This is a genomic window from Paucibacter aquatile (genome assembly GCF_002885975.1).
GTDB classification, from domain to species: domain Bacteria; phylum Pseudomonadota; class Gammaproteobacteria; order Burkholderiales; family Burkholderiaceae_C; genus Paucibacter_A; species Paucibacter_A aquatilis.
In genome coordinates, this window is the sequence record NZ_POSP01000003.1 from 3,706,793 (window position 1) to 3,731,447 (window position 24,655).

Annotated in this window: 22 protein-coding genes; 13 read left to right on the plus strand and 9 right to left on the minus strand. The window is 67.4% G+C overall.

Going from position 1 to position 24,655, the window contains the following annotated elements:
• Positions 1-167 precede the first annotated feature (167 nt).
• The 7 genes from C1O66_RS19110 (at position 168) to C1O66_RS19140 (ending at position 7,902) form a co-directional block, all read left to right on the plus strand.
• A complete protein-coding gene (locus C1O66_RS19110) occupies positions 168-761 on the plus strand; it encodes an Lrp/AsnC family transcriptional regulator (protein ID WP_102769350.1) in 594 nt (197 codons plus the stop codon).
• A 26-nt stretch (positions 762-787) separates the two neighbouring features.
• Positions 788-1,375 carry a hypothetical protein gene (locus C1O66_RS19115; RefSeq protein ID WP_102769351.1) on the plus strand — a complete coding sequence of 196 codons (588 nt, stop codon included), beginning with the start codon at positions 788-790 and terminating at the stop codon, positions 1,373-1,375.
• A 182-nt stretch (positions 1,376-1,557) separates the two neighbouring features.
• Positions 1,558-2,133 carry a PEP-CTERM sorting domain-containing protein gene (locus C1O66_RS19120; RefSeq protein ID WP_102769352.1) on the plus strand — a complete coding sequence of 192 codons (576 nt, stop codon included), beginning with the start codon at positions 1,558-1,560 and terminating at the stop codon, positions 2,131-2,133.
• A 117-nt stretch (positions 2,134-2,250) separates the two neighbouring features.
• Complete coding sequence (locus tag C1O66_RS19125) at positions 2,251-3,156, plus strand: EamA family transporter (protein ID WP_207796037.1); 906 nt, start codon at positions 2,251-2,253, stop codon at positions 3,154-3,156.
• A gap of 70 nt (positions 3,157-3,226) precedes the next feature.
• On the plus strand, positions 3,227-5,230 hold the full coding sequence (locus C1O66_RS19130) for a hypothetical protein (RefSeq protein WP_165794690.1): 2,004 nt from the start codon (positions 3,227-3,229) through the stop codon (positions 5,228-5,230).
• Between the two features lie 541 nt (positions 5,231-5,771).
• Entirely contained in the window at positions 5,772-6,497 is a 726-nt protein-coding gene (locus tag C1O66_RS19135) for a hypothetical protein (protein ID WP_133155300.1), read from the plus strand.
• Between the two features lie 118 nt (positions 6,498-6,615).
• Positions 6,616-7,902 carry a glycoside hydrolase family 18 protein gene (locus C1O66_RS19140; protein ID WP_102769356.1) on the plus strand — a complete coding sequence of 429 codons (1,287 nt, stop codon included), beginning with the start codon at positions 6,616-6,618 and terminating at the stop codon, positions 7,900-7,902.
• A gap of 22 nt (positions 7,903-7,924) precedes the next feature.
• Here C1O66_RS19140 and C1O66_RS19145 read toward each other — a convergent pair whose 3' ends face one another.
• The 3 genes from C1O66_RS19145 to C1O66_RS19155 all read right to left on the minus strand — a co-directional run bounded on the left by C1O66_RS19145 (position 7,925) and on the right by C1O66_RS19155 (position 9,814).
• Complete coding sequence (locus C1O66_RS19145) at positions 7,925-8,740, minus strand: substrate-binding periplasmic protein (RefSeq protein WP_165794691.1); 816 nt, start codon at positions 8,738-8,740, stop codon at positions 7,925-7,927.
• A 100-nt stretch (positions 8,741-8,840) separates the two neighbouring features.
• Positions 8,841-9,563 carry an SDR family NAD(P)-dependent oxidoreductase gene (locus C1O66_RS19150; RefSeq protein WP_102769358.1) on the minus strand — a complete coding sequence of 241 codons (723 nt, stop codon included), beginning with the start codon at positions 9,561-9,563 and terminating at the stop codon, positions 8,841-8,843.
• Positions 9,560-9,814 carry a TIGR02450 family Trp-rich protein gene (locus C1O66_RS19155; protein WP_102769359.1) on the minus strand — a complete coding sequence of 85 codons (255 nt, stop codon included), beginning with the start codon at positions 9,812-9,814 and terminating at the stop codon, positions 9,560-9,562. The genes C1O66_RS19150 and C1O66_RS19155 overlap by 4 nt, the downstream gene beginning before the upstream one ends.
• Before the next feature lie 146 nt (positions 9,815-9,960).
• On the opposite strand from C1O66_RS19155, the gene C1O66_RS19160 reads away from it, so the two are divergent.
• From C1O66_RS19160 to C1O66_RS19175, 4 genes are all read left to right on the plus strand, one after another.
• Positions 9,961-10,974, plus strand: a complete 1,014-nt coding sequence (locus C1O66_RS19160; protein ID WP_102769746.1) for an NAD(P)/FAD-dependent oxidoreductase — start codon at positions 9,961-9,963, stop codon at positions 10,972-10,974.
• 130 nt (positions 10,975-11,104) lie between these two features.
• Positions 11,105-14,314 carry an EAL domain-containing protein gene (locus C1O66_RS19165; RefSeq protein ID WP_102769360.1) on the plus strand — a complete coding sequence of 1,070 codons (3,210 nt, stop codon included), beginning with the start codon at positions 11,105-11,107 and terminating at the stop codon, positions 14,312-14,314.
• Positions 14,315-14,484: 170 nt separating this feature from the next.
• Entirely contained in the window at positions 14,485-14,652 is a 168-nt protein-coding gene (locus tag C1O66_RS23990) for a hypothetical protein (protein WP_165794692.1), read from the plus strand.
• Positions 14,653-14,833: 181 nt separating this feature from the next.
• Entirely contained in the window at positions 14,834-16,507 is a 1,674-nt protein-coding gene (locus C1O66_RS19175) for an NAD(P)/FAD-dependent oxidoreductase (protein ID WP_102769362.1), read from the plus strand.
• Between the two features lie 7 nt (positions 16,508-16,514).
• Here the strand turns inward: C1O66_RS19175 and C1O66_RS19180 are convergent, their stop codons facing one another.
• From C1O66_RS19180 to C1O66_RS19195, 4 genes are all read right to left on the minus strand, one after another.
• Entirely contained in the window at positions 16,515-17,420 is a 906-nt protein-coding gene (locus tag C1O66_RS19180) for a hypothetical protein (protein ID WP_102769363.1), read from the minus strand.
• On the minus strand, positions 17,417-18,298 hold the full coding sequence (locus tag C1O66_RS19185) for a hypothetical protein (protein WP_133155301.1): 882 nt from the start codon (positions 18,296-18,298) through the stop codon (positions 17,417-17,419). The genes C1O66_RS19180 and C1O66_RS19185 overlap by 4 nt, the downstream gene beginning before the upstream one ends.
• A 214-nt stretch (positions 18,299-18,512) precedes the next feature.
• The gene (locus tag C1O66_RS19190; RefSeq protein WP_102769365.1) at positions 18,513-19,469 is read right to left on the minus strand and encodes a hypothetical protein; all 957 of its coding nucleotides are present in this window, start codon (positions 19,467-19,469) and stop codon (positions 18,513-18,515) included.
• Positions 19,470-19,823: 354 nt separating this feature from the next.
• The gene (locus C1O66_RS19195) at positions 19,824-20,066 is read right to left on the minus strand and encodes a hypothetical protein (RefSeq protein ID WP_102769366.1); all 243 of its coding nucleotides are present in this window, start codon (positions 20,064-20,066) and stop codon (positions 19,824-19,826) included.
• A gap of 117 nt (positions 20,067-20,183) precedes the next feature.
• On the opposite strand from C1O66_RS19195, the gene C1O66_RS19200 reads away from it, so the two are divergent.
• Positions 20,184-20,465, plus strand: a complete 282-nt coding sequence (locus C1O66_RS19200) for a DUF427 domain-containing protein (RefSeq protein WP_102769367.1) — start codon at positions 20,184-20,186, stop codon at positions 20,463-20,465.
• 39 nt (positions 20,466-20,504) lie between these two features.
• Here C1O66_RS19200 and C1O66_RS19205 read toward each other — a convergent pair whose 3' ends face one another.
• Together C1O66_RS19205 and mltA are read right to left on the minus strand one after the other, a co-directional pair.
• Positions 20,505-22,937, minus strand: a complete 2,433-nt coding sequence (locus C1O66_RS19205) for a protein kinase family protein (protein WP_165794693.1) — start codon at positions 22,935-22,937, stop codon at positions 20,505-20,507.
• Between the two features lie 373 nt (positions 22,938-23,310).
• Positions 23,311-24,522: a murein transglycosylase A gene (mltA, locus tag C1O66_RS19210; protein ID WP_243392845.1), complete on the minus strand. Its 1,212-nt coding sequence runs from the start codon at positions 24,520-24,522 to the stop codon at positions 23,311-23,313.
• Here mltA and C1O66_RS24660 point away from each other — a divergent pair.
• Positions 24,521-24,649, plus strand: coding sequence for a hypothetical protein (locus C1O66_RS24660; RefSeq protein ID WP_263300076.1), 129 nt, complete (start codon positions 24,521-24,523; stop codon positions 24,647-24,649). The genes mltA and C1O66_RS24660 overlap by 2 nt on opposite strands.
• Positions 24,650-24,655: the final 6 nt, after the last annotated feature.

Consider the following 24,655-nt stretch of genomic DNA (forward strand, 5'->3'; position numbering starts at 1 on the left):
AGTATGTCCGGCCTGCAGGCCCTGTGTACAGGGCCGCAGCACGGTATTTGCCCTTCAAAAGGCAGGCGCCAGTGTAGGGAAAGGGTCGCGAGCGGTGCTTTCTATTTGGTCTTGGAAACCCGGGCGCTGAGCAATAATCTTTCCAGCAATCTGTTTTGGGGCAAGAAATGGCATCGAGAAAGCCCGGACCTAGTAAAAACCCGCAGTCTTTTGCCGGCGCCGCGGACCCGGCCACGGACGCGGGCGCCGATGCCGCTGCCGCCGCGGATCTGCTGCCCCAGGGCGACACCCTCGACCGCTATCACATCGCCATCCTGGCCGAGCTGCAGCGCGACGCGCGGCTCTCCAATGCCGAGCTCTCGGCCCGCATCGGCCTGTCCACCGCGCCCACCTGGCGGCGCGTGCGCTGGCTGGAGGAGCAGGGCTTCATCACCGGCTACCGCGCCGAGATCGACCGCCGCAAGATCGGCCTGGGCGTGCTCGCCTTTGTGCGCGTGGACGCCGACCGCAACACCGGCACCTCGACCAAGCCGCTGGAGGACGCGCTGCGCCAGCTGCCCGAGGTGATCTCCTGCCACTACATCTCGGGCGCCGGCACCTTCGAGTTGCAGGTGCTGGCCACCGACCTCGACGCCTTCAGCCGCTTCACCATCGACACGCTGCTGCATCTGCCCAATGTCAAGGACGTGCACACCAGCTTCTCGCTGGGTGAGGTGAAGGCCGGGGGCGGCGTGCCGCTGCGACATTTGCGCGGCGGCTGAGGGGCGGCTGAAGGGCTGCCACTGCCATGGCCTGGGCCGATCTGGACGCCATTGCCGCCCGCCAAAGCCAGGCGCTGCGGCGGGCCATGCGTGCGGCGGTGCGCCGCAGCAATGGCGAGCAGTCGGGCCTGCGCCTGCTCGGCCAGGGGGTGTTCGGCCTGCTGCTGTGCCTGCTGCCGCTCTGGGGGCTGGGCTTCTGGGGCCTGATCTTCTGTGCGCCGGGGCTGTGGTTCTTTTTGCTGCCGGCCCTGGCGGAAGGGCTGCCCGAGCTCTGGGCCTGGGCCGCGCCGGCGCGCTGGGCCGATGTCCAGGGTCAGCGCTACAGCTTCATGGGTGCCTACCTGCACATCGAGCGCGACGCCGAGGGCCAGCCCTGGCTCTCCTGCGACGAGGTGCGCGCCGCGGGCGTGGACCTGCCGCAAGCCTGGGTTGTGCAGGCCCGGCTGGACCCGGCGCGCTGCCGCCTCGATGCGCGCGGTCGCCGCCTGCAACTGCGCGCGGACGCTTTGCTGGCCGGCCTGCAGGGCACGGCCCAGCCGCGCGGCCACAAGTTCGCGCTCTGGCTGCAGCGCGTGGTCATCTACCCGGCCGATCGGGCGGCGCGGCGGCGCTGATTGCTTCTTCGTTGGCGTAGGCTGGTTTTCCCTGGTGCGAAGCTGGGGGAAAGAACTCTATATTCCGCTCCCCGACTGAACCGACCGTTAGGCGGTAAGGCGGCGGAGCCGTCGCGGGCCAGTTCAATGCCATGCGCGCCAGGCCCGCACTCACAACATCGATCGAGGAGGAGACCTTTCTCATGAATACCAAGCCCCACAATATGTTCCGACTTGCGGCCCTGGCCGCCGCCTGCCTGCTCAGTACCGCTGGCGCCGCCCAGGCTGAGACCTACCAGTTCAGCGGCGACATCAGCAGCAGCCCGACCTTCCAGCGCCTGATCGGCAGCGGTCCCAATCTGTCCACCGTGGCCAATGCGGTGCATTTCAATGCCTTCGAGTTCAGCGTCAGCCAAGCCGGCAGCTACAGTTTTGAAAGCTTGGTGCCCGGTGACACCAGCCCGACAGGTGGTGTGTGGGACAACTACCTATTCCTCTACCAAACCGCCTTCAATCCGGCCGATGCGCGGGTCAACATCCTCAAGGGCTCCAGCGGCCTTGGCTTTGGTGCCGCCAAGCTGAGCCTCGACCTGAGCGCCGGCAGCCGTTATGTGCTGGTGACCAGTGGCTATCTGAACAAGGACATGGGCAGCTTCGTCAACACGATCAATGGCGCTGGCCAGGTGTCGCCGGTGCCGGAGCCCGCCAGCGCTGCTCTGCTCTTGGCGGGTTTGCTGGCCCTTGGTGTGATGGTCAGCCAGGGGCGTCGCCGGGCCTGATGGCTTGATGGGGCTCATGGGCGGTGGCCGCCCGGCCGGATCCGGCAGAGGGCAAGCAGCTGCTAGGCTTGGGCGCACCCACCCTCGACGCCTAGCCCTATGAGCGCCAGCAACCGCCTGCCCTTCGCGCACTTTTTGTTGGCCTTGGCCGTGGTGGCCATCTGGGGCAGCAATTTCGTCGTCATCCGGCTGGGACTTGACGCCCTGCCGCCCTTGCTCTTTGCCACCCTGCGCTTCAGCCTGGCCGTGCTGCCGGCGGTGTTCTTCATTCAACGGCCCGATCTGCCTTGGCGCAATCTCGCCAGCTATGGGCTCTTGATCGGCGTTGGCCAGTTCGGCCTGCTGTTTCTGGCCATGCGTGGGCCGCAGCCGGCCATCTCGCCCGGCCTGGCTTCGCTGGTGATCCAGACCCAGGTCTTCTTCACCCTGATGCTGTCCATGCGCCTGACCCGCGAGCCGGTCAAGGGCTACCAATGGCTGGCCCTGGGCCTGGCCGCCTCCGGCATCGCCCTGATCGCCAGCCACACCGACGGCAGCGCCACGCCGCTGGGCCTGGCCATGGTGCTGGCCGCGGCCTTCAGCTGGGCCTGCGCCAACATGGTGGGCAAGCAGGCCGGGCGCGTGAACATGCTGGCCTATATGGTCTGGACCAGCGTCTTCGCCGTGCCGCCGCTCCTGCTGCTGTCCCTGCTGGTCGAGGGGCCGCAGGCCATGGCCGCGGGCTTGCACAAGGCGGATCTCGGCACCTGGGCCGCGGTGCTCTGGCAGGCCCTGGGCAACACCTTGTTCGGCTACGCCGCCTGGGGCTGGCTGCTGGCCCGCCATGCGCCGGCCACCGTCGTGCCCTTGGCCTTGCTGGTGCCCGTCTTCGGCATGAGCACCGCGGCCCTGGTGCTGGGCGAAGGCCTGCCGGCCTGGAAGCTGATCGCCGCCGGCCTGGTACTGGCCGGCCTGGCGCTGAATCTGTTGTGGCCGCTGCGCCAATGGAAGAATGCGCAGACGCAGACAGAGCTGACAAAATAGGTTCGTTTGAAGTAGACGCGGGCAGTTTGCAAAAGACGCCTGACGAGAATCGTGAATGAGGGAGGAGTCCATGAGAGTTTTACAAAGCCTGCGCTTGGCCGTTGTGTTGTCTACGGCGGCACTTGCTGCGGCGTGCGGTGGAGGGGGTGGAGGCGACACCGGATCCGGGACGCCCAGCGTGCCAGATGTGCCGATCTCGGGGCTCATGCCCAGTGCGCCGACTGCCGGCGCCGTCTTGTATGCCGACGCGGCCGTCCTTCGCCCGATGAAGGACCAGTACCGCTGGACCTACCAGGGGCTGGTCAAGTGGGTCGGTCTGTATGCGCCCGATACCCCCTACACCAATCTGGTGACTCAGCGTGGCGCAGGGGCAGGCGTTCAGGAGCAGGCCAGCAATCCGTTCGGGATGGGGCCTGTTTCCACGGGAGGGCTTGAGCCCCTGGTGATTGAGGCGGGCGTGGTACGCCAGCGCTTGCGTGCCAGTCTCCTGCCAGGCGTGTCCACGGATTTGCTGGACTTTGTTGAGTTGCGCTCACCTGTCCGGCAAGGGGAGCAATACAACGTCTACGACCGCCGCCTGGCGGATATCGGGCGTGATCTGGATGGTGACAAACGCAATGACGGCTTTGATGTGGCCATCTGGGTGAGGGTTGAAGGCGAGGAGGTGTTGGATTTGCCCGACCGGTCGCAGGTCAAAACCTTGAAGACAATACTCACGATGCAGCTGCGCCCCGTTTACAGCAGTGGGAAAGTGGCGAATGTAGACGAAGTCAAGCAGACGACGTGGTATTTGCCCAATGTGGGTATCGTCAAGCGGCAAATTGATATGCCCGCTGAAAATCAGGTGGGTATACGAAAAAACATCATTGAAGAATTGCGCTATTGGGATGGGGTTGATCGGGGTTATGGGGTCGCCCCGCCAACAGACTTGGTGATGCCTTCTGGTTCAAAGCCTCTCGGTGCAGTACTGGGGGTTGTGGGTTTTGAAAGCCACGCGGTGGTGGCTTCCGAAGTCAATGGGGAATTGCCGAGTTACGGTATCGCGCTGACTCATATTGATGCGGTAGGAAAGGTTGTGGCGAGCCGCACCTATACATCTGCTGAATTGTTCGGTCCCAATGCAACAGCGTTTGGGTATGAAACTGCACGCCTGGTCCGTATGGGCGATGAGTTGCGAATTGTTGCCTTCGGCGATGGCATTGTGATGCGGCGCCTTTCGAGCACAGGGCAGCAGGTGCTGGGGGCGTCGCCAGTTCAATTGGTGAAGTATGTCAACGACGCGAATGAAACTTCGCCGGACTGGAGCACTGAGCGTCAAAAGTTTTCGTTTGCTGCAACCAGTGACCAAATATGGCTGTCCTGGAATGCCACTCTACGTTTGCCGGAGAGCAATTACAAGCAAGTTATCCGCTTGAGGGGTTTTGACGGGGCGGGGAATCCCATCACTTCGGTGCAAGATGTAAGTCCAGCTACGGTCGCTGGTTTGAGTGGTGCAAGTTTGGCGATTCAAGGAAACCGATTGCTGGTCTCCTGGGGAATTCTTGGGGATCTTCCTGCGTGGTTCTATTCGGTGCACGATACTGCCAATGGGCAGGCCTTGGCGAAGTACGAGGTGGCAGGTCTGAAAACTGATACCTGGAGGTACCCGCAGGCTTTGTCCCTGGAGGCTGGCCTGGGTTTATGGACTGTCAATAAAGCTGGGGGTGTTGCAGCGGTTCGCCTGAATGAAGGGACTTACTCTCTTGAACAGTCAACTGCATCGTATCTAGATGGTCAGACCCTGAGTACTGTTGGGCTGGGCTTGAAGAATCTCAGTTCGGGAATGGTTCTCGGCGGTAGCCCGTTTCTGTACGTGGCCTATGGGGAAAATGTCAATATTTATGGACAGAACGAGTGGTTTGTTTCCCGGGTGCCGGCTGGTGTGAACCAGCCTGCTGCGACACCCATGCAGTTGCTGGGACGTGGCTTGACCAAGGATTCATATCCCCGATATCTCATGCCGATGGGCAACAAGGTGCTAGTCATCGGCGCTCGTCCGTCGGGGCAGTTGTATAGCTACCTGGTTTGGCTCTGACTCTTGAGTGGCTTGATGCGGAGCCCTGGTGCCTTTGCGCGCGTCGGCATTGAGGCCGCCGGTGGACTCCGCTCGCCCCTTGCGATTGGTTTCTTGCCATAGCAGTTCTGGGGGCAGGCTTTGGCCTGACGGGTTTGTTCGGTTCGCGTGCTGACATTCCTCCAAAGCAACTTCCTCCTGGTGCACAGCTGTCGGGGGGCAGGGCTCGCAGCACGGTACGGTGCCTTCTGAGGCCTGCAGCCGCCAAGGCGAGAGCGTTCGGTTCAGATCAAAACAGATTCAGCCGTAGGGTGAGATATGCCGCTGGACACCCCACTGTTGTTTGTCGCCTTCGGCGCGGCCACGAGAGCCCGCGCTCACGGCCGGCCGGGCGCCTGCGCCGGGCGCCACTTTTGCAAAGCCAGGGATTCAGCATCACGTCTTCGTGGTTGACGAATCGGCCAGCACCTTGTCCCTTGACATGCAATGAGCCCAGCCGCCGGTCGGCATCCCGGCCCTGGCCGCGCTGGCGTGCTAGGTCGCGGCGGCCTATGCTGGGCGCATGAACGCATCCCACTTGCTTCCCCGTCGTGCCTGCCTGCTTCTTGCCGGACTGGGCCTGATGCCCTTGCTCGCGGCCGCTCAGCCCGCGGCCAAGCTGCCCCCGCGCAACCTCTGGGTCGAGATGCGCTGGGTGGAAAGCCGCATGGACGGCGCCAGCCTCGCCGGCGTGCGTGAGGGCGCGGTGGTGGTGGGCACGGGCGGCAGTGTTTCGCCCACGCCCGGTGTGAGCCTGAGCACGAGCAGCCACAGCCAGAGCGGCCAGCAGACCCAGCGTGTGCTGGTGCTGAACGGCCGCCAGGCGCAGTTCCAGCTCAACGAGAAAGTGCCGGTGCAGTGGGTCGATGTTTCGGTGCAGATGGACGGCGCCGCAGCGGCGGGCGGCGGCGTGCCCGGCATGGCGGATGCGCGCGTGCGCGCCGTGCCACGCAGCGGCTTTGTCGAGCAGACGCGCGGCTTCACCGTGGCCGTGTTCTGGCCCGGCGGCCAGCAGCCGGCGCGCCTGGACATCAAGGTGCAAACCCCCTCGGGCGAGCCCGGCCCGAACGGTGTGCCCGCAGGCCAAACCCAGCTCGACAGCAGCGTGCAGCTGCGCCTGGGCGAGTGGCTGACAGTGGCGCGCACCGGCGCGGCCGTGCAGGCGCAGGAGCGCGGCGTGCTCAGCACCCGGGCGGCCGAGTCCCAGACCCAGCGCGAGCTGCAGCTGCGTGTCGATCTGGCGCCGTGAGTGATGGCTGCCGTGCGCGGCCTGCGCCCTCATTCGTGCCGCGCTTAAGCCAATCTTGAGACGGCCGCGGGGCGGGCCCTGCTAGTCTCCAGCGTCCTTGTTTGGAGCTTGCTGTTCGATGATGTGCTTGTCGCTGTCCACTTCCCGTCTGGCCTTGGCCGCCTCCGCCCTGTGTGCCTCTTTGCTGTCGCTGCCCGCCAAGGCGGCTGAGGCCACGCCCTATCCCCTGTTCGGCGGCAAGCCTTTGCCGGTCGAGCGCACCAGCGCCAAGGTCGTGGGGGTCTACGTGCCCATGTGGGAGAGCGCTGCCCATGTCGACCGCATCCCGGCCGGCAGCGTGACGCACTTGCTGTATTCCTTTCTGCGCCTGTGCGGCCCGGGTCAGATCGCCAAGGACGCGGCGCGCTGCGAGGGCAAGAAGGACTTCCAGCTCAGCACCGGCGGCGCCGAGAAAACTTTCGACGCCGCCTTTGCGCGCTTGAAGGCGCGCGAGCCCCAGGTCAAGGTTCTGGCCTCGGTCGGCGGCTGGGGCGGCTCGGACGGCTTCTTCAACATGGCGCCCGATGCGGCCAAGCGCGCCGTCTTTGTCGAGTCGTCTCTGCAGTTCCTGCGCGATCACCCGAGCTTTGACGGCATTGACATCGACTGGGAGCACCCAGGCGACAACGGTTCCGCCAACGGCGTGCCTCTGGGCAGCCCGGCCGATGGCCAGGCCTATGCCGACCTGATGGTGGACCTGCGCCGCGGCCTGCAGCGCCTGGAGGCCGAGACCGGGCGGCCCTATCTGCTGAGCACGGCCATCAACAGCGGCGAGACCGTGGTCAAGCGTATCAACTTCAAGCAGGCCGCCCCCGCGCTCGATCTCATCTTCATGATGACCTACGACTTCTACGGCAACTGGTCAGCCGCGGCGGGCAATCACACGACGCTGATGAGCAGCCGCAACACCGCCGGGGTCGAGGCCGACGACAGCCTCGACCGCTCGGTGCGCAACCTCGAGGCCGCCGGTGTGCCGCGCGCCAAGCTGGTGGGCGGCGTGGCCATGTACGGCCGCGGCTTTGCCGGCGTCGACCGCGCGCAGACCGGGGCCAGCAAGACCGGCGGCTATCCCGGCGCCGATGGCTCGGCCGGCTACCGCGAAATCGCCGCCCGCTACCTCGGGCCCAAGGGCCAAGGCCTGAACGGCTATCTGGCCCAGTTCGACGCCCAGACCCAAGCCTGGAACCTGTTCCACCCCAAGCACAAGCTCTGGATGGGTTACGACGACCCGCGCGCCGTCATCGCCAAGGGGCGGTACGCCGTCAAGCAGGGCCTGGCCGGCCTGTTCGCCTGGGAGCTGACCCAGGACAATGGCGACTTGCTCAATGCCATGAACCACGGCGTGGGCAACCGAGTCCTTCCGTGAAGAGCCCAGGGCGGGTTGCTTCTCAGTACTGCACGCCGTAGCGCGCCCGAATGGCGCGCAGCACACCGCGCGCCTCCAGCCGCTCCTGCGCGGCATTGAGGCGCTGCACCTCGTCCTCGCTGACGGTTTTCTTGCTGAACATCAGGTGCACCGGCGCGTTCGAGGGGTGGTAGGGCAGGGGCGCCAGCTCCATCTTCAGCCGCCCGGCTTCGAAGAGCAGGGTGGCGTGGTCGGCCATGATCAGCTCGCCACGCTCGCGGGCCAGCATCAGCAGGCCTTTCTCGAAGGTCTCGAAGGTGGAGCTCAGCCGCGCTTCCTGCAGGCGGCCGATGTAGGCCTCGTAGTCGGCGCCGAACCAACCGGCGTTCAGGCTCAGCAGTGGAATGCGCCGGGCCAGCACATCCTGAAAACCGCTGACATCGCGGTACAGCGCCAGCTTGGCGGGCAGGGTGAAGAGGCTGACCGTCTCCATGCGGTAGGCGCGGCCGAACCAGGCGAACTCGCGCCGCTCGGCTGTGTCTGAGGCGCCGGGGATGATGTCGAGCTCGCCGGCCTTGAACATGGCATAGCGGCGGTTGCGCGGCACGGCTTCGCCCAGCTCCAGGCTGCAGCCGGCTTCCTTGAAGACCGCGCGGATCAGCTCGATGTCGGCGCCCACGGCCTCGCCCTTGTCGTTGGGGAAGAAGTAGGGCGGCCATTCCATCATGGCGATGCGCAGCGGGCGGCTGCAGGGCGCTGCCTGGGCCGGGCCGTTCAGCAGCAGCAACAGCCACATTCCCCCCAGGCCCAGCGCTAACGCGGCGGCCCGCGATCTCCAGCTCTTCGTCAAACCGGGCATGTATCGGCTCCTGATCGGCGTGCTCCGTGGAGCGCCCAGCATAGCCACGATTGCCCGGGCGCGGCATCCCTTGCCCAGGCAACAGCCGGTCCGGCTGCGTTCACCAGGGCAGGCGCTCGCCCTGGTAGCTCAGAAAACTGCCGCTGTCTTCGGCCTGCACGCGGTCCAGCACGGCCAGCATTTCCCGTGCGGCCAGGGCCGGCGGCCGGCCGATCTGCTCGCCCCGAAAAGGCCGCGACAGGGCCGAGTTGACGGTGCCCGGGTGCAGAGCGATCAGGGCCGCGCCGGGCAGCTGGCGTTTGGTTTCGATCGCCGCGGTCTTGATCAGCATGTTCAGCGCCGCCTTGGAGGCCCGGTAGCTGTACCAGCCGCCCAGGCGGTTGTCCTCGATGCTGCCCACCTTGGCCGAGAGCAGGGCCAGCACGCTGCGCTGCCTGTCCATCAGCGGCACCAAGTGGCGCAGCAGCAGGGCCGGGCCGAAGGTGTTGACCAGAAAGGTGGCTTGCAGCTGGGCATAGCTGAGCTCGCCGAGCTTTTTCTCGGGCATGAAGTCGGCGCTGTGCAGCAGGCCGGCGGCGTTGATGAGCACGTGGAAGGGCGCTTGCTCACGCAGGGCTTGTGCGGCCGCGGCGATGCTGGCTTCGTCGGCAAAGTCCAGGGCGGGGACGGAGTGCCGGTGCAGGCCGGTCACGCCCGCACAGCGCGGGTCGGCCTGCAGCTGCTCCACAAAGGCCGCGCCCAGGGCGCCCGAAGCGCCGATCACCAGGGCGCGATAGCCCTCGGGCAAGCTGGCCATGCCCTGGAATGGGGTGGCCTCACTCATGCCAGCCACCCCTGGCGCCAACGCTCGCTGTCGCGCAACTCGCGCCAGGCCAGGCGCTGCACCCGCTTGGACAGCACCGCCTCCAGCTCGATCCACTCGATCGGGCCCGGCTGCCCGCTGGGGCCGATCTCGGGTGCGATCACCCGGCTGACCAGGAAATGCCGCTCGCGCTGCTGCGGCTGCAAGGCGGTCCATTTGCTGTGCAGCAGTTTCTTGGGGTGCAGGGGCGGGGCTGGGTGTGAGGAACTCATGGGGCGCAGCCTAGCCCAAGCCCGCGGGCCGCGCAGCGCCGGCCGGCAATGCCCGAGCCCGGCCGCGGCGCTTGTGGCGAGCGACCCACCCGCAGGCCTGCGGGCCCGCACAATCGGCAATCTGTTCGATCCTGATGCCCCAGCCCATGTCTGTTTTCTCCGCCGCCCCCGTGGCCATCGTCGGCGCCGGCCTGGCCGGCCTGTCCTGCGCCCAGGCTTTGCAAGCGGCTGGCGTGCCGGTGCAGCTGTTCGAGAAGAGCCGCGGCCCGGCCGGCCGCATGAGCACACGCCGCGGCGAGGGCTGGCAATGCGACCACGGCGCCCAGTACTTCACCGCCCGCGACCCCGAGTTCCGCGCCGAGCTGGCGCGCTGGCAGGCGGCCGGAGTGGCCGCGCCCTGGCAGCCGCGCCTGCGTGTCTTCGGGCCACAGCCCGAGGCGCGCGGCGCCGGTGAGACCGAGCGCTTTGTCGGCCTGCCCCAGATGACGGCGCCGGCGCGCTGGCTGGCCCAGTCGCTGCCGGTGCAGCTGCAGGCCACGGTGCAAGGCCTGCAGCGCCGTGCCGATGGGGCCTGGCAGCTGCAGCTGGCTGAAGCCGAGCATCAGGCGCTGGCGACCCAAGCGTTTGCCGCGGTGCTGCTGGCTGTGCCCGCGCCGCAGGCCGTGCCCCTGCTGGCGGGCCACAGCGAGACCCTACGTGCCCGCGCTGCCGCCGCCCGCATGCGCGGCAGCTGGGCGCTGATGCTGCACTACGAGCAGGCCCTGGGCCTGGATTTCGATGCCGCCTTCGTCAACCAGGGCCCGCTGCGCTGGGTCGCACGGGACAGCAGCAAGCCCGGGCGCGCCCTGGCCGGCGTGGCTGAGACCTGGCTGCTGCACGCCGAGGCCGAGTGGAGCGAGGCGAATCTGGAGCTGACGCCCGAGCAGGCCAGCGAGCCTTTGCTGGCTGCTTTTGCCGCGCTGGGCGGCCGTGCGCCCGATCAGCTGGCCGTGCACCGCTGGCGCTATGCCGACAGCGCGCCGCCGCTGGACCTGGGCTGCGACTGGGATGCCACCGCCGGCCTTGGCCTGTGTGGCGACTGGCTGATGGGCGGCAAGGTCGAAGGCGCCTGGCGTAGCGGCCGGGCCCTGGCGCAGGCCTTTTTGCAATCGCGCGGCTGAGCTGGCCCGCGGCGGGCTCGCGGATCAGGGCGAACCCGGGTGCGGCGCCGGCGGCGGCGCCGCACAATCGATTGCAAGAATCGCAGCGCGCCGCCCGGATGGCTGGGCAGGCGCACAGCAGGAGGGGCCCATGTCGCAGATGTTGCCGCCTTCGGTGGAAACCGAGCGTCTGGCTGCCTTGCTCGCGCTGGAGGTGCTGGACAGCGAGCCCGAGGCCGAGTTCGATGCCCTGGTGCAGGCGGCCGCCCTGGCCTGTGATGCGCCCGTGGCCCGCCTGGCCTTGGTGGATGCGCGGCGGGCCTGGTTCAAAGCAGGGGTGGGCTGCAGCGAGGTCAAATCCCTGCCGCGTGAGCTGACCTGCTGCGACAGCGCCATCCAGGGCACGGATCTTTTTGAGGTGCCCGACGCGGCGCTCGATGCCCGGTTTTCGGCCAGCCCGCTGGTGCGCGGCCGGGCCGGTCAGCCCGGTCTGCGCTTTTATGCCGGCATGCCGCTGCGCCTGCGTGAAGGGCAGGCGGTGGGCACGCTGTGTGTGCTCGACCATGTGCCGCGCCGGCTCACGGCCAGCCAGGCCGGGGTTTTGCGCCAGCTGGCGCAGGCGGCCGCCCTGGCCTTGCAAGGCCGGCGCGCCGAGCTGGAGGCTCAGCGCATGGCGCGCGAGCTGGCGGCCCGCGAGGCCTGGCTGCGCACCCTCAGCGAATCCTCGCCCCTGGGCATCTTTGCCACCGATGCCGAGGGCGAATGCACCTACACCAACCCGCGCTGGCAGGCGATCTACGGGCTCAGCCATGCGCAAAGCCTGGGCCGCGGCTGGCCGGCCACCCTGCACCCCGACGATGCCGGGCGGGTCCTGGCCGAATGGCAGCGCTGTGCCGCCCTGCGCAGCGAGTTCGACCAGCAGTTCCGTCTGCGTCGGCCCGACCGCAGCGAGCGCCATGTCCATTCGCGCGCCCGCCCGGTGCTGGGGCCGCAGCAGCAGGTGCTGGGCTTTGTCGGCACGGTCGAGGATGTCAGCGAACAGGTGCAGATGCAGGCCCGGCTGCGCGCCAGCGAAGAGCGCCTCTCGGTGGCGGCCGACAGCGGCCAGATCGGCATCTGGGAGTGGGACCTGGGCAGCGGCGAGATGCACTGGGACAGCTGGATGTACCGGCTCTACGGCCTCATCCCGCCGGCACCCGGCCTGGGTGCGCGTTCGCCGGCCAGCGCCTACGAACTCTGGTCGCGCCAGGTCCACCCGCAGGATCTGGCGGCCTCGCACCAGGCCATGCTGCAGGCCATCGACAGCGGCCAGCCCTTTCTGACCGAGTTCCGGGTGGTCTGGCCGGACGGCAGCACGCATCACCTGCGCGCCTCGGGCCGCGTCATCCGCGACGAGCAGGGCCGGGCCTTGCGCCTGGTCGGCAGCAACTGGGATCTGACCGAGATGCGCCGCCTGGCGGCCGAGCTGGCCGAGCAGCTGGCGGCCGAACTGGCCGAGCAGCATGAGCTGCTGCGCGTGACCCTGCGCTCGATCGGCGATGCCGTCATCACCACCGATGCCCGCGGCCAGGTGCGTTGGCTCAACCCCGCGGCCGAGCGCATGAGCGGCTGGCCCGCCGTCAGCGCCGCTGGGCGGCCGCTAGAGCAGGTCTTCCATGTCGTGCACGAGACCAGCGGCGAAACCCTGGAGAACCCGGTTGCGCGCTGCCTGGCCACGGGCCGGCCGGCGGGGCTGGCCAGCCAGGCCCTGCTGCTGACGCCCGATGGCCGGCGCCTGGGCGTGGAGGATTCGGCCGCGCCCATCCGCAACGAGCGCGGCGAGCTGCTCGGCGCCGTGCTGGTGTTCCACGATGTGACCGAACAGCGCCGCCTGGCCGGCGAAATGAGCTTCCGCGCCAGCCACGATCCGCTGACCGGTCTGTTCAACCGCAGCGAGTTCGAGAGCCGGCTGCGGGGCTTGCTGGAGCGCATGGCGGCCGAGGGCGTGCCCGAAGATGTCACCGAGGATCAGGCCCAATCCACCCCGGCCCGCCATGCCTTGCTCTACATCGACCTGGATCAGTTCAAGGCCGTCAACGATGCCTGTGGCCACGCCGTCGGCGATGTCTTGCTGCAGCAGGTGGCCCGTCTGCTGGCCGGGGTGGTGCGCGGCCACGACACCCTGGCGCGCCTGGGCGGCGACGAGTTCGCCCTGCTGCTGGAGCATTGCCCGCCGGCCCAGGCCGAGCGCGTGGCGCGCCAGATCTGCGAGCGCATGGAGGCGTTTCAGTTCAGCCACGACGGCCGGCGCTTTCCGATCGGCGCCAGCATCGGCCTGCTGCCGCTCGATAGGCGCTGGCACCATCTGGAGCTGGCGCTGCAGGCCGCCGATGGCGCTTGCTACGCCGCCAAGCAGGCCGGGCGCAACCGGGTGCAGGTCTGGCAGGACAGCCCGGCCCACCGTGCCACGCGCAGCGCCGAGCAGCAGTGGCAGGCGCGCATCGCCCGGGCCCTCCGCGAGGGGCGTTTTGTCCTGCACGGCCAGCGCATCGAGGCCTTGGCGGGCCCGAACCAACAGGCCGAGGCCGGCAAGGCCGGCGAAACCGGTGTCGGCCAGGCCTGGCGCCGCTCGCTGCGCGGCCAGCGCACCGCCCTGGCGCCGGGGGCTTTGCGGGCCGAGGTGCTGCTGCGCATGCGCGAGGAGGCGCCCACGGGCAGCGGCCAGGCCGAGGCGGCGGCGACGGCTGCTGCTGCGCCGGGCCTGGTGCTGCCTGCCGCCTTCTTGCCGGCGGCCGCCCGCTTTCAGATGGCGGCCCAGATCGACCGCTGGGTGCTGGCCGAGGTGGTGCAGTGCCTGCAGGCGCGGCTGCCGCGCCAGGTGGGGCTGCTGAGCCTCAATCTGTCCGAGCAGGCCATCGGCGACCGGGCGTTTCACCGCTGGGCCCTGGACTTGCTGCGCGCGGCCGGCCCCGAGGTCTGCGCCCAGCTCTGCTTCGAGATCAGCGAGCACACGGCCCTGGCCGGCTTGGCCGATGCGGCCCTGTTTCTGGAACAGGTGCGGGCCCTGGGCGCCAGTGCCGCGCTGGATGAGTTCGGCGCCGGAGCATCGAGCTTCGGCTATCTCAAGAGCCTGCCGCTCGATTACCTCAAGATCGCCGGCCAGTTCGTGCGCGATCTGGCCGAGGATCCGCTCGACGAGGCCGCGGTGCGCGCCTTTGTGGATGTGGCCCAGGTGGTGGGCCTGCGCACGGTGGCCGGCTGTGTCGACAGCGAGGCCGCCCAGGCCCGCTTGGGCCGCCTGGGGGTGGATTTCAGCCAGGGCTTTCTGCTGCATCGGCCGGTGGCCCTGGAGCAGCTCTTGCCGCCCGGCGCAGGGGGCTGAGCGGGCGGCCGGTCCAGGCTGGCCGAGAACACAGTAAAATCCCAGGTCCGATCCATGACCCACCCTGCCGCAGCCGCTCCAAGCCGGTGCGGGCGGCGGCAGTGGATTGGTTCGCAGGACCCCAGGTTTTGCAGTTTTTTTCCGACTTCTTTTTCCGTACCGGAGCCATCATGGGCAACAAGATCATCACCGAAGCCGCTGCACGCGCCACCCCCCGTCCCGTCGCCCCCAAGGGCGTGACCTTCACGGCTCCCCGCGGCCAAAAGATCAGCCTGGAGCGCGGCTCGCACACCCGCAGCAAGAAGAACCCGGGCAAGCGCGCCAGCAGCGGCGGCTGATCCCTCCCAGCCTTCTGTGCCCGGGCCTGCGACGCAAGGACACCCGGCACAGCCTGAGCTGATCACAGGCCCTTCCTCGCGGTAGGGCCTGTGCTTTTTTGGGGGCCGGCCGCTCGCAGCGGCCATGCGCAGCCCCATCTCGCGTCCCTTGTTCGCTCACCCTGAACCACTCCGACACGCCATGCTCCGCATCACCGAACTCCGTTTGCCGCTGGACCACGCCGAGGAGGCCTTACGCCCCGCGGTTTTGCAGCGCCTGGGGCTGAAAGACGATGCGGCGCTGCTGGGGTTCGCCGTCTTCAAGCGCAGCTACGACGCGCGCAAGAAGACCGCAATCCAGCTGATCTACACGGTGGACTGCGAGCTCAGCGACGAGGCGGCGGTGCTGCAGCAGTTCGCCGGCGACCCGCACATCAAGCCCTCACCGGACACGCAGTACAAATTCGTCGGCCATGCACCGGTGGATTTCTTCAAGGGCGGCGAGCGCCCCCGGCCGGTGGTCATCGGCTTCGGCCCCTGCGGCATCTTTGCCGCCCTGATCCTGGCCCAGATGGGCCTGCGCCCCATCGTGCTGGAGCGCGGCAAGCAGGTGCGCGAACGCACCAAGGACACCTGGGGCCTGTGGCGCGAGCAGCGCCTGAACCCTGAATCGAATGTGCAGTTCGGCGAGGGCGGGGCCGGCACCTTCTCCGACGGCAAGCTCTGGAGCCAGATCTCTGATCCGCGCCACCTGACCCGCAAAGTGCTGACCGAATTCGTCAAGGCCGGCGCGCCGGAGGAGATCCTGTTCGTCAGCAAGCCGCACATCGGCACCTTCCGCCTGGTCAGCATGGTGATCAAGATGCGCGCCGAGATCGAGGCCCTGGGCGGCGAGATCCGCTTCGAGCAAAAGGTCAGCGATGTGCTGATCGAAAAGAGCGCCGATGGCAGCCAGCACATCCGCGGCGTGACGCTGGAGTCGGGCGAGCAAATCCGGACCGACCATGTGGTGCTGGCCCTGGGCCACAGCGCCCGCGACACCTTCACCATGCTGCATCAGCGCGGCGTGTTCATGGAAGCCAAGCCCTTCTCCATCGGCTACCGCATCGAGCATCCGCAAAGCGTGATCGACGCGGCCCGCTTCGGGCCCAACGCCGGCAACCCCATCCTCGGCGCGGCAGACTACAAGCTGGTGCACCATGCCAAGAACGGCCGCTCGGTTTACAGCTTCTGCATGTGCCCCGGCGGCACCGTGGTGGCCGCGACCAGCGAGCCCGAGCGCGTGGTCACCAACGGCATGAGCCAGTACTCGCGCAATGAGCGCAATGCCAATGCCGGCATCGTCGTCGGCATCAACCCGCAGGACTACCGCCAGGACGGCAGGCACGAAGGCCCGGTCAGCCCGCTCGACGGCATGGCCTTCCAGCGCATCTGGGAAAGCCGCGCTTACGAGCTGGGCGAGGGCGGCTATCTGGCGCCCGGTGCCCTGGTCGGTGACTTCATCAAGCGCCAGCGCTCCAAGGTGCTGGGCAATGTCGAGCCCAGCTACAAGCCCGGCGTGACCCTGACCGATCTGCAGCAAAAAGGCCGTGGCAGCCTGCCCGACTACTGCCTGGACGCGATCCGCGAAGCCTTGCCCGCGTTTGAGCGCCAGATCAAGGGCTTCTCGCGCCCCGACGCTGTGCTCACCGGCGTCGAGACCCGCACCTCCTCGCCCCTGCGCATCACCCGCGGCCGCGACTACCAAAGCCTCAATATCAAGGGTCTCTACCCGGCCGGTGAAGGTGCTGGTTATGCCGGCGGCATCATGTCGGCCGGCGTCGATGGCATCGAGGTCGCCGAGGCACTGGGCGCGGCTTTGTTGGGCCAGGGTTGAGTGCGGATCATTCCGGGTTCAGCGGCTTGCTGCGGCGCTGAAAGAACTGCTCGATCTGCGGCGCGTAGCGCTCGCGGGCCTCGGCGCTGAGCCAGTCTTTGCCGATCTCGCGCAGGCGGGCGGCGCCAGCCGGTGTGCCCAGGGCCTGGTCGATGGCCCGGATGGCCGCGCGACCCCAGGCGTTGCGTGGGCAGGCGATGCCCAGCACCAGGGGTTCGGTGGCGCCGTGGATGGGCAGGGCGATGTAGTCCTCGGCCGCCAGGCCCAGCTTTTGCAGCTGGAGCAGCGCGCCGGGCGCGTCGATCAGGTAGTCGGTGCGGTCCCGGGCCAGCATGTCGCGCATGCGGTCGCCCCAGGCGGCGGTGGCGTAGTCGGCCAGCATGGGGTTCTTGCTCTGCTGCTCGGCGACCAGCAGTGCGTCCACCGCGTCACCAAAGCTGCGCCCGCGCGCGAAGGCGCCGCGCAGACGCTTCTGGGCCAGCAGCGCCCGCAGATCGGCCGCGCCCTCGGCGTCGCGCGGCAGCAGATGCAGCTTGTCGCGCCGCAGCACCAGCTCGGGCGGCGGCGCCAGCAGGGTGTCGGCGAAATAGGCCTCGGCCTCGCGCGCCCGGGTGTGCACCGTGCTCGGCCGGCAGGCCGGCTCGCCGCGCTGGACCATCTGCCAGCTGCGCACTGCATTGACTTCCAGGGCCTCGTGGCGGACGGCCGGGAGTTGTTCCTTCAAGTACGCCACGATGGGGTTGAGACGCGCGCTGCTGCCTTGCAGCCAGAGGATGTGCGTCACGTGCGGCGCGCTTGCCGGGCTGCGGTCGGTGCCTGCGTGCGCCGGGGTCAGCTCGATAGCGGCCCCGCAGATGGTCCACCAGATGGCCAGCGCGAGCGCGTGCTGGCACGCGGTCTTCGGTGACTTCATGGTGATGCTCCTGGCTGGGCTCGCTTTCGGTAAAACTGATCGAGCTGGTTGGCGTAGCGGCGCCGGACCTCCGCAGGATAGCGGTCCTCATGTGCCTGCTTGAGCGCTTCGACGGCCTCGGGCGTGCTCAGGATGCGATCGATGCGTGCAATCGCGGCCCGGCCCCAGTCGGTGCGTGGGCAGGCGATGCCGCTGCGCGTGAGTTGGCTGGCGCCCTGGATGGGCACGGCCACCAGGCCGTCGGCGGCGCGGTCGCCGGTGCCGGGGGCGCGCAGGATCCACTCGTACTCGATGGTGTAGTCGGCACGGCCCCGATGCAACATGGCCAGTAGGGGCGATCCGAAGTCTCTCGGTGAGTAGAAGCTCAAGCCCGGGGTCTTGTTTTCGGGGCCGAGGGCACGCAGCAGTCCATCCACCACCGGGCCGTAGCTGCGGCCGCTGACCAGGGCGCCACGCCAGTGACCCTGGTGCACCAGCGTCACCAGATCGACCTCGCCGGCCGCGTTGCGCGGCAAGGCGGCCAGCCGATGGCGCGCCACGATCAGACTGGGCGGTGGGGTCATGGCCGTGGTGCTGAACAGCAGCAGGGCTTCGCGTTCAGGGCTGCGGATCATGGCCCCGTGGCAATAGGGCTCGCCGGCGCGCAGCATCTGCATGCTGCGCGAGCCGTTGGCGCGCAGGATCTCGTGCTCCTGGTCGCGCCAGTGAGCTTGCAGGTAACGAACCACCTGCTCGGGAGGCGATGCATCCACCACCTTGCCTTGCGCGTCCTTCAGCTCGGGCGAAAGCAGCCAGCGCATCGGAGGCGCGCTGGTGTTGGCGTGCGGGCCGGAGTCCGAGGGCGCTGCAAGCGCCGCGCTGCCGATGAGCGCATGCACGAGCGTCCCCAAGAAACGCAAGCGCCGCAACCCGCCCGCTGAGCGACGAATTTGAATCTTCAGGGGCAGGGCGCGCGAGCACGGCGAGTCGGAGCGAGACACGGCAAGTCAAAGCGGGCAGCGGATCAGGCCCTCAGCATAGCCCGCCCAGCCTGGCCTGGGTGTGCCGGAAAGGGCTGCTTTCTCTGCCGCGTGCGGACTGGCCGGGCGGGCCTCAGCCCGGCTTGGAGGGCCGCGCGCGTTCGCGGTAGAAAGCGTCGATCTTGGGGCCGTAGTGGCGCCGGATGTCGGGGCTCAGCAGCCCCTCCACGGCTTCGCGCAGAAAGCGTGCACCGGCAGGTGTGCCCAGCACGCGGTCCACCTGGCGCAATGCGCCCATGCCCCAGGCATTGCGCGGGCAGGCCATGGCGCCAATCATGCCTTCGTCGGCGCCCTGCACCGGCAGGGTCAGTAGATCGGCATCGCCGCCCGGGCCGCTGGCTGGCGGCGGGCTGCGCTGGATGGCCTCGTGGTCCGGCGCGCGCAGACGCAGCATGAAGTTGTAGTCCAGGGTGTAGTCGGCGCGATCCGCCAGCACCATGTTCAGCAGCTTGTCGGAAGCGCCCGCGTGGGCGTAGAGCGCGATCGCGCTGCTGCCTTGGGCTTGCTTGAGCAGATAGTCGAGGTGGGGGCCGTAGCTCCGCCCTTCGAACAAGGCGCCGCGCAGCTTGCTGTCGCTCAGCAAGCGGGCCAGATCCACCTCGCCGGCGCCGTTGCGCGGCACCCGTTCGACCCGGTCACGCCGAACGATCAGCTGGGGCGGGGGCACCCACTGTGCGTCGATGAAGTAGGCCAGCGCTTCGCGCTCGGGGGTGCGCAGCGCGGCGGGAATGCACACGGGCTCGCCACGCGCCAGCAGTTGCCAGCTGCGCTTGCTGTTGGCCACCAGGCTGCGGTGTTGGATGTGGGGCAGGTGTTCGCTCAGATAGCCGACCAGCCGATCGGAGAACCCCAGGCTGCGCCCGGTGCCGAGGCCGGCTACCTTGCTGTCGGGCATCAGCCAGGTGATCTGATGGACGTCCGGCTCGGGGCTTCGTGCGGCTGAGGCCGCTTGCGGTGCGGCGACTGCGGCCTGGCTCATGAAGCCCAGGGCGCAGATCAGGGTCGACAGGCCTGTGGGGCTTGTGGTCAAAGACCGAGGGCGGCCAAAGAAGCCAAGGCAGCGGGCCGCGCGATCAACAGCAGAAGAGAGAGCAGCAGCAGGGCGGGGCACAGGATTCACACGAGACCGTCGGAACCGGGCCGCCGCTGCAGCTGGATCAGCCACAGCGTCGACCTCAATAAAAACCAAAAAACAGGACATGGCAGACGGGGCAACCCCAGGCTCCAACTCAGGGAGCAGCCCCACCTCGGAGCCGCCCGGGCCTCTGAGGCGCGCCGAGCATAGCGGTGGCCCTCCCTGCTGCGGCTCAGGGTTTTGCCGCGCTGCTGCGCATTTGTGCGCAGCGCGGAAGAGACAGGTGTCGCCCAGGGCGCTGCGTTGCCCTCAGGCCTTGCCCACCATCAAGTCGATCAATTCCTTGACGAAGTCCAGGGCTTCTTCCGGCGTGGCGAAGTAGTACTCGCCGCCGAGGTCGGCGACATCGCCATCTGGCCCGATGTGGACGACGGACCAGCCCTCCGCGCCGCCGCCGATGGCGCAGACCCCGAAGCTGCCCGGGGCCAAGGTCTTGGCCGAACCGGCCGTGACGAAGATGTCTTTGTTCTGGTGGGAGTGGTAGCGTTTCACCGCGCCATTGTCGCTGCCGCAACATGGTCAGCGGGTCAGCGGGTCGGCGGGTGAATGCGCGCGGGCCTCCTAGAATCGCCGCTCGATGAATGGAACCCAATCGGGGAGGCCGCAGGCATGACCAAAGCAATCTGGAACGGCGTCGTGATCGCCGAAAGCGATGACACGGTGCTGATGGACGGCAACCACTACTTCCCCGCCGAGGCGCTGAAGCGCGAGTACACCAGCTTCAGCAACCACCGCAGCAGCAGCGACAAGGGCCAGGCCCAGTACCTGAGCCTGTTCGTCAACGGCGAGTTCAACCCCGATGCGGTCTGGTTTTATGCCGAGCCGACCGAATCGGCTGCCGCCATTCGCGGGCGTTATGCCTTTTGGAAGGGCGTGCAGATTCAAGATTGATCGAGCGATGCGGGGTGCTGGGCTTGCCGAGGCATAGACTCAACGCCTCCAGCGGAGTTGACCGTGAACGGGCATGGATCGCATTTCACAGCTCATTTCGAATCGCATTTCGATGGCGCTTGGCTCTGATCCCGCGTAGCTGATTGAGTCGATGACGAACCAGCCCTGAGGGCTGTTGCAGGCTTTTGAGTCGCCTCCGAAGTCAAAGCCTCCACGGGCAGGATTGGCATCCGTCGAGCCCAAGACTCCTGCGTACAGACCGGGTTTGAAGGGGCCAGATCCAATCGGTAGAGCTCGCAACATCCAAAAGCGCGAGCCTTCTTGCATTTGAAGCTCGAAGCCTGTGAGGTAGGGTTGAAGCTTGAAGCTGCTGTTGTCGGGCGTCAGCACTCGGTTCTGCCCGTCTCCAATGAAGGCGCCGCTAGGGCTGTGCAGGAAGAGGTAGGTGCCGGACGCGGGGCGCAGTGACTCCGGCAATTGCCAGAGGTCGGCCGGTGGCGGATACACAGGATCGTCTGGCTTGATAGGCTCAGGAGTCTCCCAATGAATCCAGCCCTTGAGGGGCGACTGAGCGCCTGCGCAATACTGGACAAACGCCAGGTCAGCAGACAGCACTTGCTCGCCTGACCATTTGAGGCCCTCGACTGACCAAGAACCGCGATCCACAGAGGTGCAGCCGCGTCCTGCCCCGCTCCAATGCAGACCCGCAACATCGGGCTCAACCGCGGCGCTGGCGACGCGATCAAATCTAACAGCGCCTTCCTTCAGCGTCTGATTGACAGGCACCAAGAATTGCCCTGACCACCGATCGTCGCCGTTCACCCAGAACGACAGTTCCCTGTTGTTGCGGAGGAATTTCAGTTGCGCATTGGCCTGCGTGTAGAGGTAGCGCCTGCCGGCGCCCACATAGTCGTCATCACCGCCTTCGAGCAGGATGTAGCTTCCGCGGGCGGGCGGAACGGGTGCGGGTGGCCGCGTCGGCGCAGCAGGAACAGGATCGACGCGACCCGCCTGCAGCACCGGGTCATTGCTGACCCAGTTCACCTTGCCACGCGATACTGCGGCGGATCCCTCGCAGCCATGCTCAAAGCGCAGATCCAAGGATCGCAACACCTTGTGGCTGTAGCTGATGGAATCGATGGCAAACCAGCCTTTGCTGGGGCAGCCACGGCCTGGCGACGACCAACTCAGACCGCCCTTGGCTGGATTCCCATAGGTGAACTTCAAGAGGTTCGGGTAGTAGCCTGCACGAGGTGCGCCCCAGAAGGCAGGCCCTTCGAAGATGCCGTGCCAACCGTCAGCGCCGCCGATGTGAACCTCAATTCGGCCGTTGCTTTCAAACACCTCAAAGGTATGGTTCGCTGGTGTCAACGTCGTCGTTTCACCAGCGCCGATCCAGTCGCCAGCTTCGCTGGTCAGGTAGGCATAAGAGCCTGTGGTGGGCAACTGGGAGCTGGGTGGCGTCCACAGGCCAGCCGGAACAATTGCGGGGGCGGGGGGGAGTCGATCATCTGCAGCTGTCCAACGAACCTGTCCGCGCAGCGCTGGCGAGTTGGGGCTGTGGACGCAGCGCTGCTCGAATCGCATTTCGATGAACTGCAAGCGGTCTCCTGCGTACTTGAGCGCATCCACCGCCACCCAGCCCTCGATGTTGCTGGAGTTTATGGAGCTTCCCAGCTTGTCTGGGCAAGAAGTGGTGGGCTGGTACCACTTCAGTGCGCCCTTGGCTGGGTTGTTTCTCTGTTCTTCGAGCAGATATGGATAGTGCCCGATTTGAACTTGATTGCGAGGTGATATGCCGGAAAAGGCGCCGATCCAATGGAGGTCCCCGTCCACCAAGAAGCGCAGATTGCGGCCGGCCGCACTGAGCCGAATCAAGGCGTTCTCAGGCGTGTAAAGAAAGTTGGCACCGCTGCTCAGGTTCTTGCCCGTTCCACCTTCCAGGTAGACATAGTTCCCAGCCGACGGCACGCTGCTTGCCGGCGCTCTCCACAGGCCATCCGATGGAGGCGGAGGTGCAGGAGGTTCGGTGCGATCGCTGGCATCCCAGCGCAGTCGACCCTTGAGGGATCCGGTCAATGCGGTGCAGCGCTGCTCGAACTCCAGGTTCAAGCGCGTGAGTTGCCCGCCGCTGTAGCCGGCATCAAGGATCTTGATGAATCCTGTTGGTGAGGTGCAGTTGCGAAGAACTGGCTCGGGTCCCCACGATTGCGTGCCGTTGGGGTTGGCCTCATTCACCCTTGACGTCAGGTTGGCATAGGTTCCTGGCACGAGGGGGCCGCCACTCGTGGGCAATTGGAACTCGCCAATCCAGGGCTGATCCCCAAGGACCTTCACCTGGACCAGACGTTCAGTGCCCGTCACCGTGAATTCCGCCGTGCGCGGGTCATAGCTGAGCACCTTACCGCGTCCGTCACCGACAGGATCCCCGGGCTCGCTCAGGATGAGCAAGGCATTGCCGGTGGCAGGCAACTCGGGCAGCGGCGAGGGTTGGGGCGTTACGGGAGGTGGAGTTTGGGGTGTGCCGGGTGGAGGGCTAACAGAGCTTTCACCACCACCTCCTCCCCCGCCGCCGCAGGCGCACAACGTTGATGCCAGCATCAAAGCCCAGGCGTACCGAAATGTAGCGATCCTCATCGCAAGCCTCCCTCATATTTCTGTTTTCACAGCGTAAAGGAGGGATAACGAGCAAACAGCGCGGAAAACCCCTGGGCTCCTGGTAAGTCCTAGTTCGTCGGAATCCCGGTGCGGCCGTTGATTCCTGGCAACTGTGTTTGGTGATCGGTCTGCAATGAGAGGATTCCTGGCTGGGTGTTCCGGTGCAGGCGCATCTTGTCTCAACGAGTCAAGGGCCTAAGCTCCTACGCGGCCACAGCGCCCACAGGCGCAGCGGCTGCTTCATGCGGCCGGCTTGCGCTTCGGCGTCGCGGCCCCAGCCCCAGAAGAAGTCGGCGCGCACAGCGCCGGTGATGGCGCTGCCGGTGTCCTGGGCCATGACCAGGCGGCGCAGCGGCGAGTTGCCGCTTTGCAGCGGATCGCCGGCTTCCAGCCAGAGGGCGGTGCCGTAGGGGATGCTGCCGCGGTCCACCGCGACCGAGCGGCCGGGTGTCAGCGGCACGCCCTGGGCGCCGCGCGGGCCGATGTTGGGGTCGGCCAGGGGCTCCTCACGGAAGAAGACATAGCGCGGGTTGCTCCACAGCACCTCGCGGGCCTGCTGCGGGTTGCGCCGCAGCCAGTCGCGGATGGCCGGCCAGGACGCCTCGCCGGGGCGCAGCTCGCCGCGCTCGATCAAGAGCTTGCCGATCGATTGATACGGGTGGTCGTTGTGGCCGGCGAAGGCCAGGCGCACCCAGCTGCCGTTCTCGTCATTGAGGTGGCTCTTTACCCGCAGCCGGCCCGAGCCCTGGATCTGCAGGACCAGCAGGTCCAGCGGGTCGTCCAGATAAGCCAGCTCCAGGCCGCGCAGGCGCTGGCGCTGCTCGCCTTCGAGCTGCTGGCGGCTGAAGTAGGGGCGCCGCTGCTGCAGATCGGGCGGTGCGGCATGCACGGGCACCTGGTAGCCGCCCAGCGGCTTGCGCGTGGCGTCCAGCATGGGTTCAAAGTAGCCGGTCAGCAGGCCTTGCGTCTCGCCCTCGGGCGATTCGACGCGAAAGGCCTGCAGGTGCTGCATCAGCCACAGCGTGACCTCGTGGTCATCGCCCGGCGAGGCCAGTGCGGCGCGGGCGCAGAGCTCGGCCCAGCCGGCCGCCGGCCGCGCGCAGCCCTGCAGCAGCGCCGGCCAGAGCTCGGCCGCGCGGTCTTCGCCCCAGCCGGGCAGCTCGCTCCAGTCCACCGCGACCCAGCGCGAGCGCTCGCGCTGCAGCACCAGGCGCGCGCGCTCGGGGCTGCTGGCGCTGCTGGCTCCGCTCGGGTCGCTGGGGGCGGAGGTTTTGCTGCCGGGGACGGGCGGTGTGGCCGGTGGCAGCGGCGTGCTCGAGCAGGCCGCCAGCAGCCCTAGAATCGCGGCGGCTGTGCCCTGCTGCAGCCGCTCACACCACGCATTCGAGGCCGACGCCATGGGATTGATCTTGCTGGAGGCCTTGGGGGCCTTGGCGCTGTTCGTGTTCATCATCTGGTGGACCATGTTTTCCGGTCGCAAGGGCGGCGAGCGTCGCCTGCCGGAGCAGGACGAGCAGGAAAAATAAGTCGTC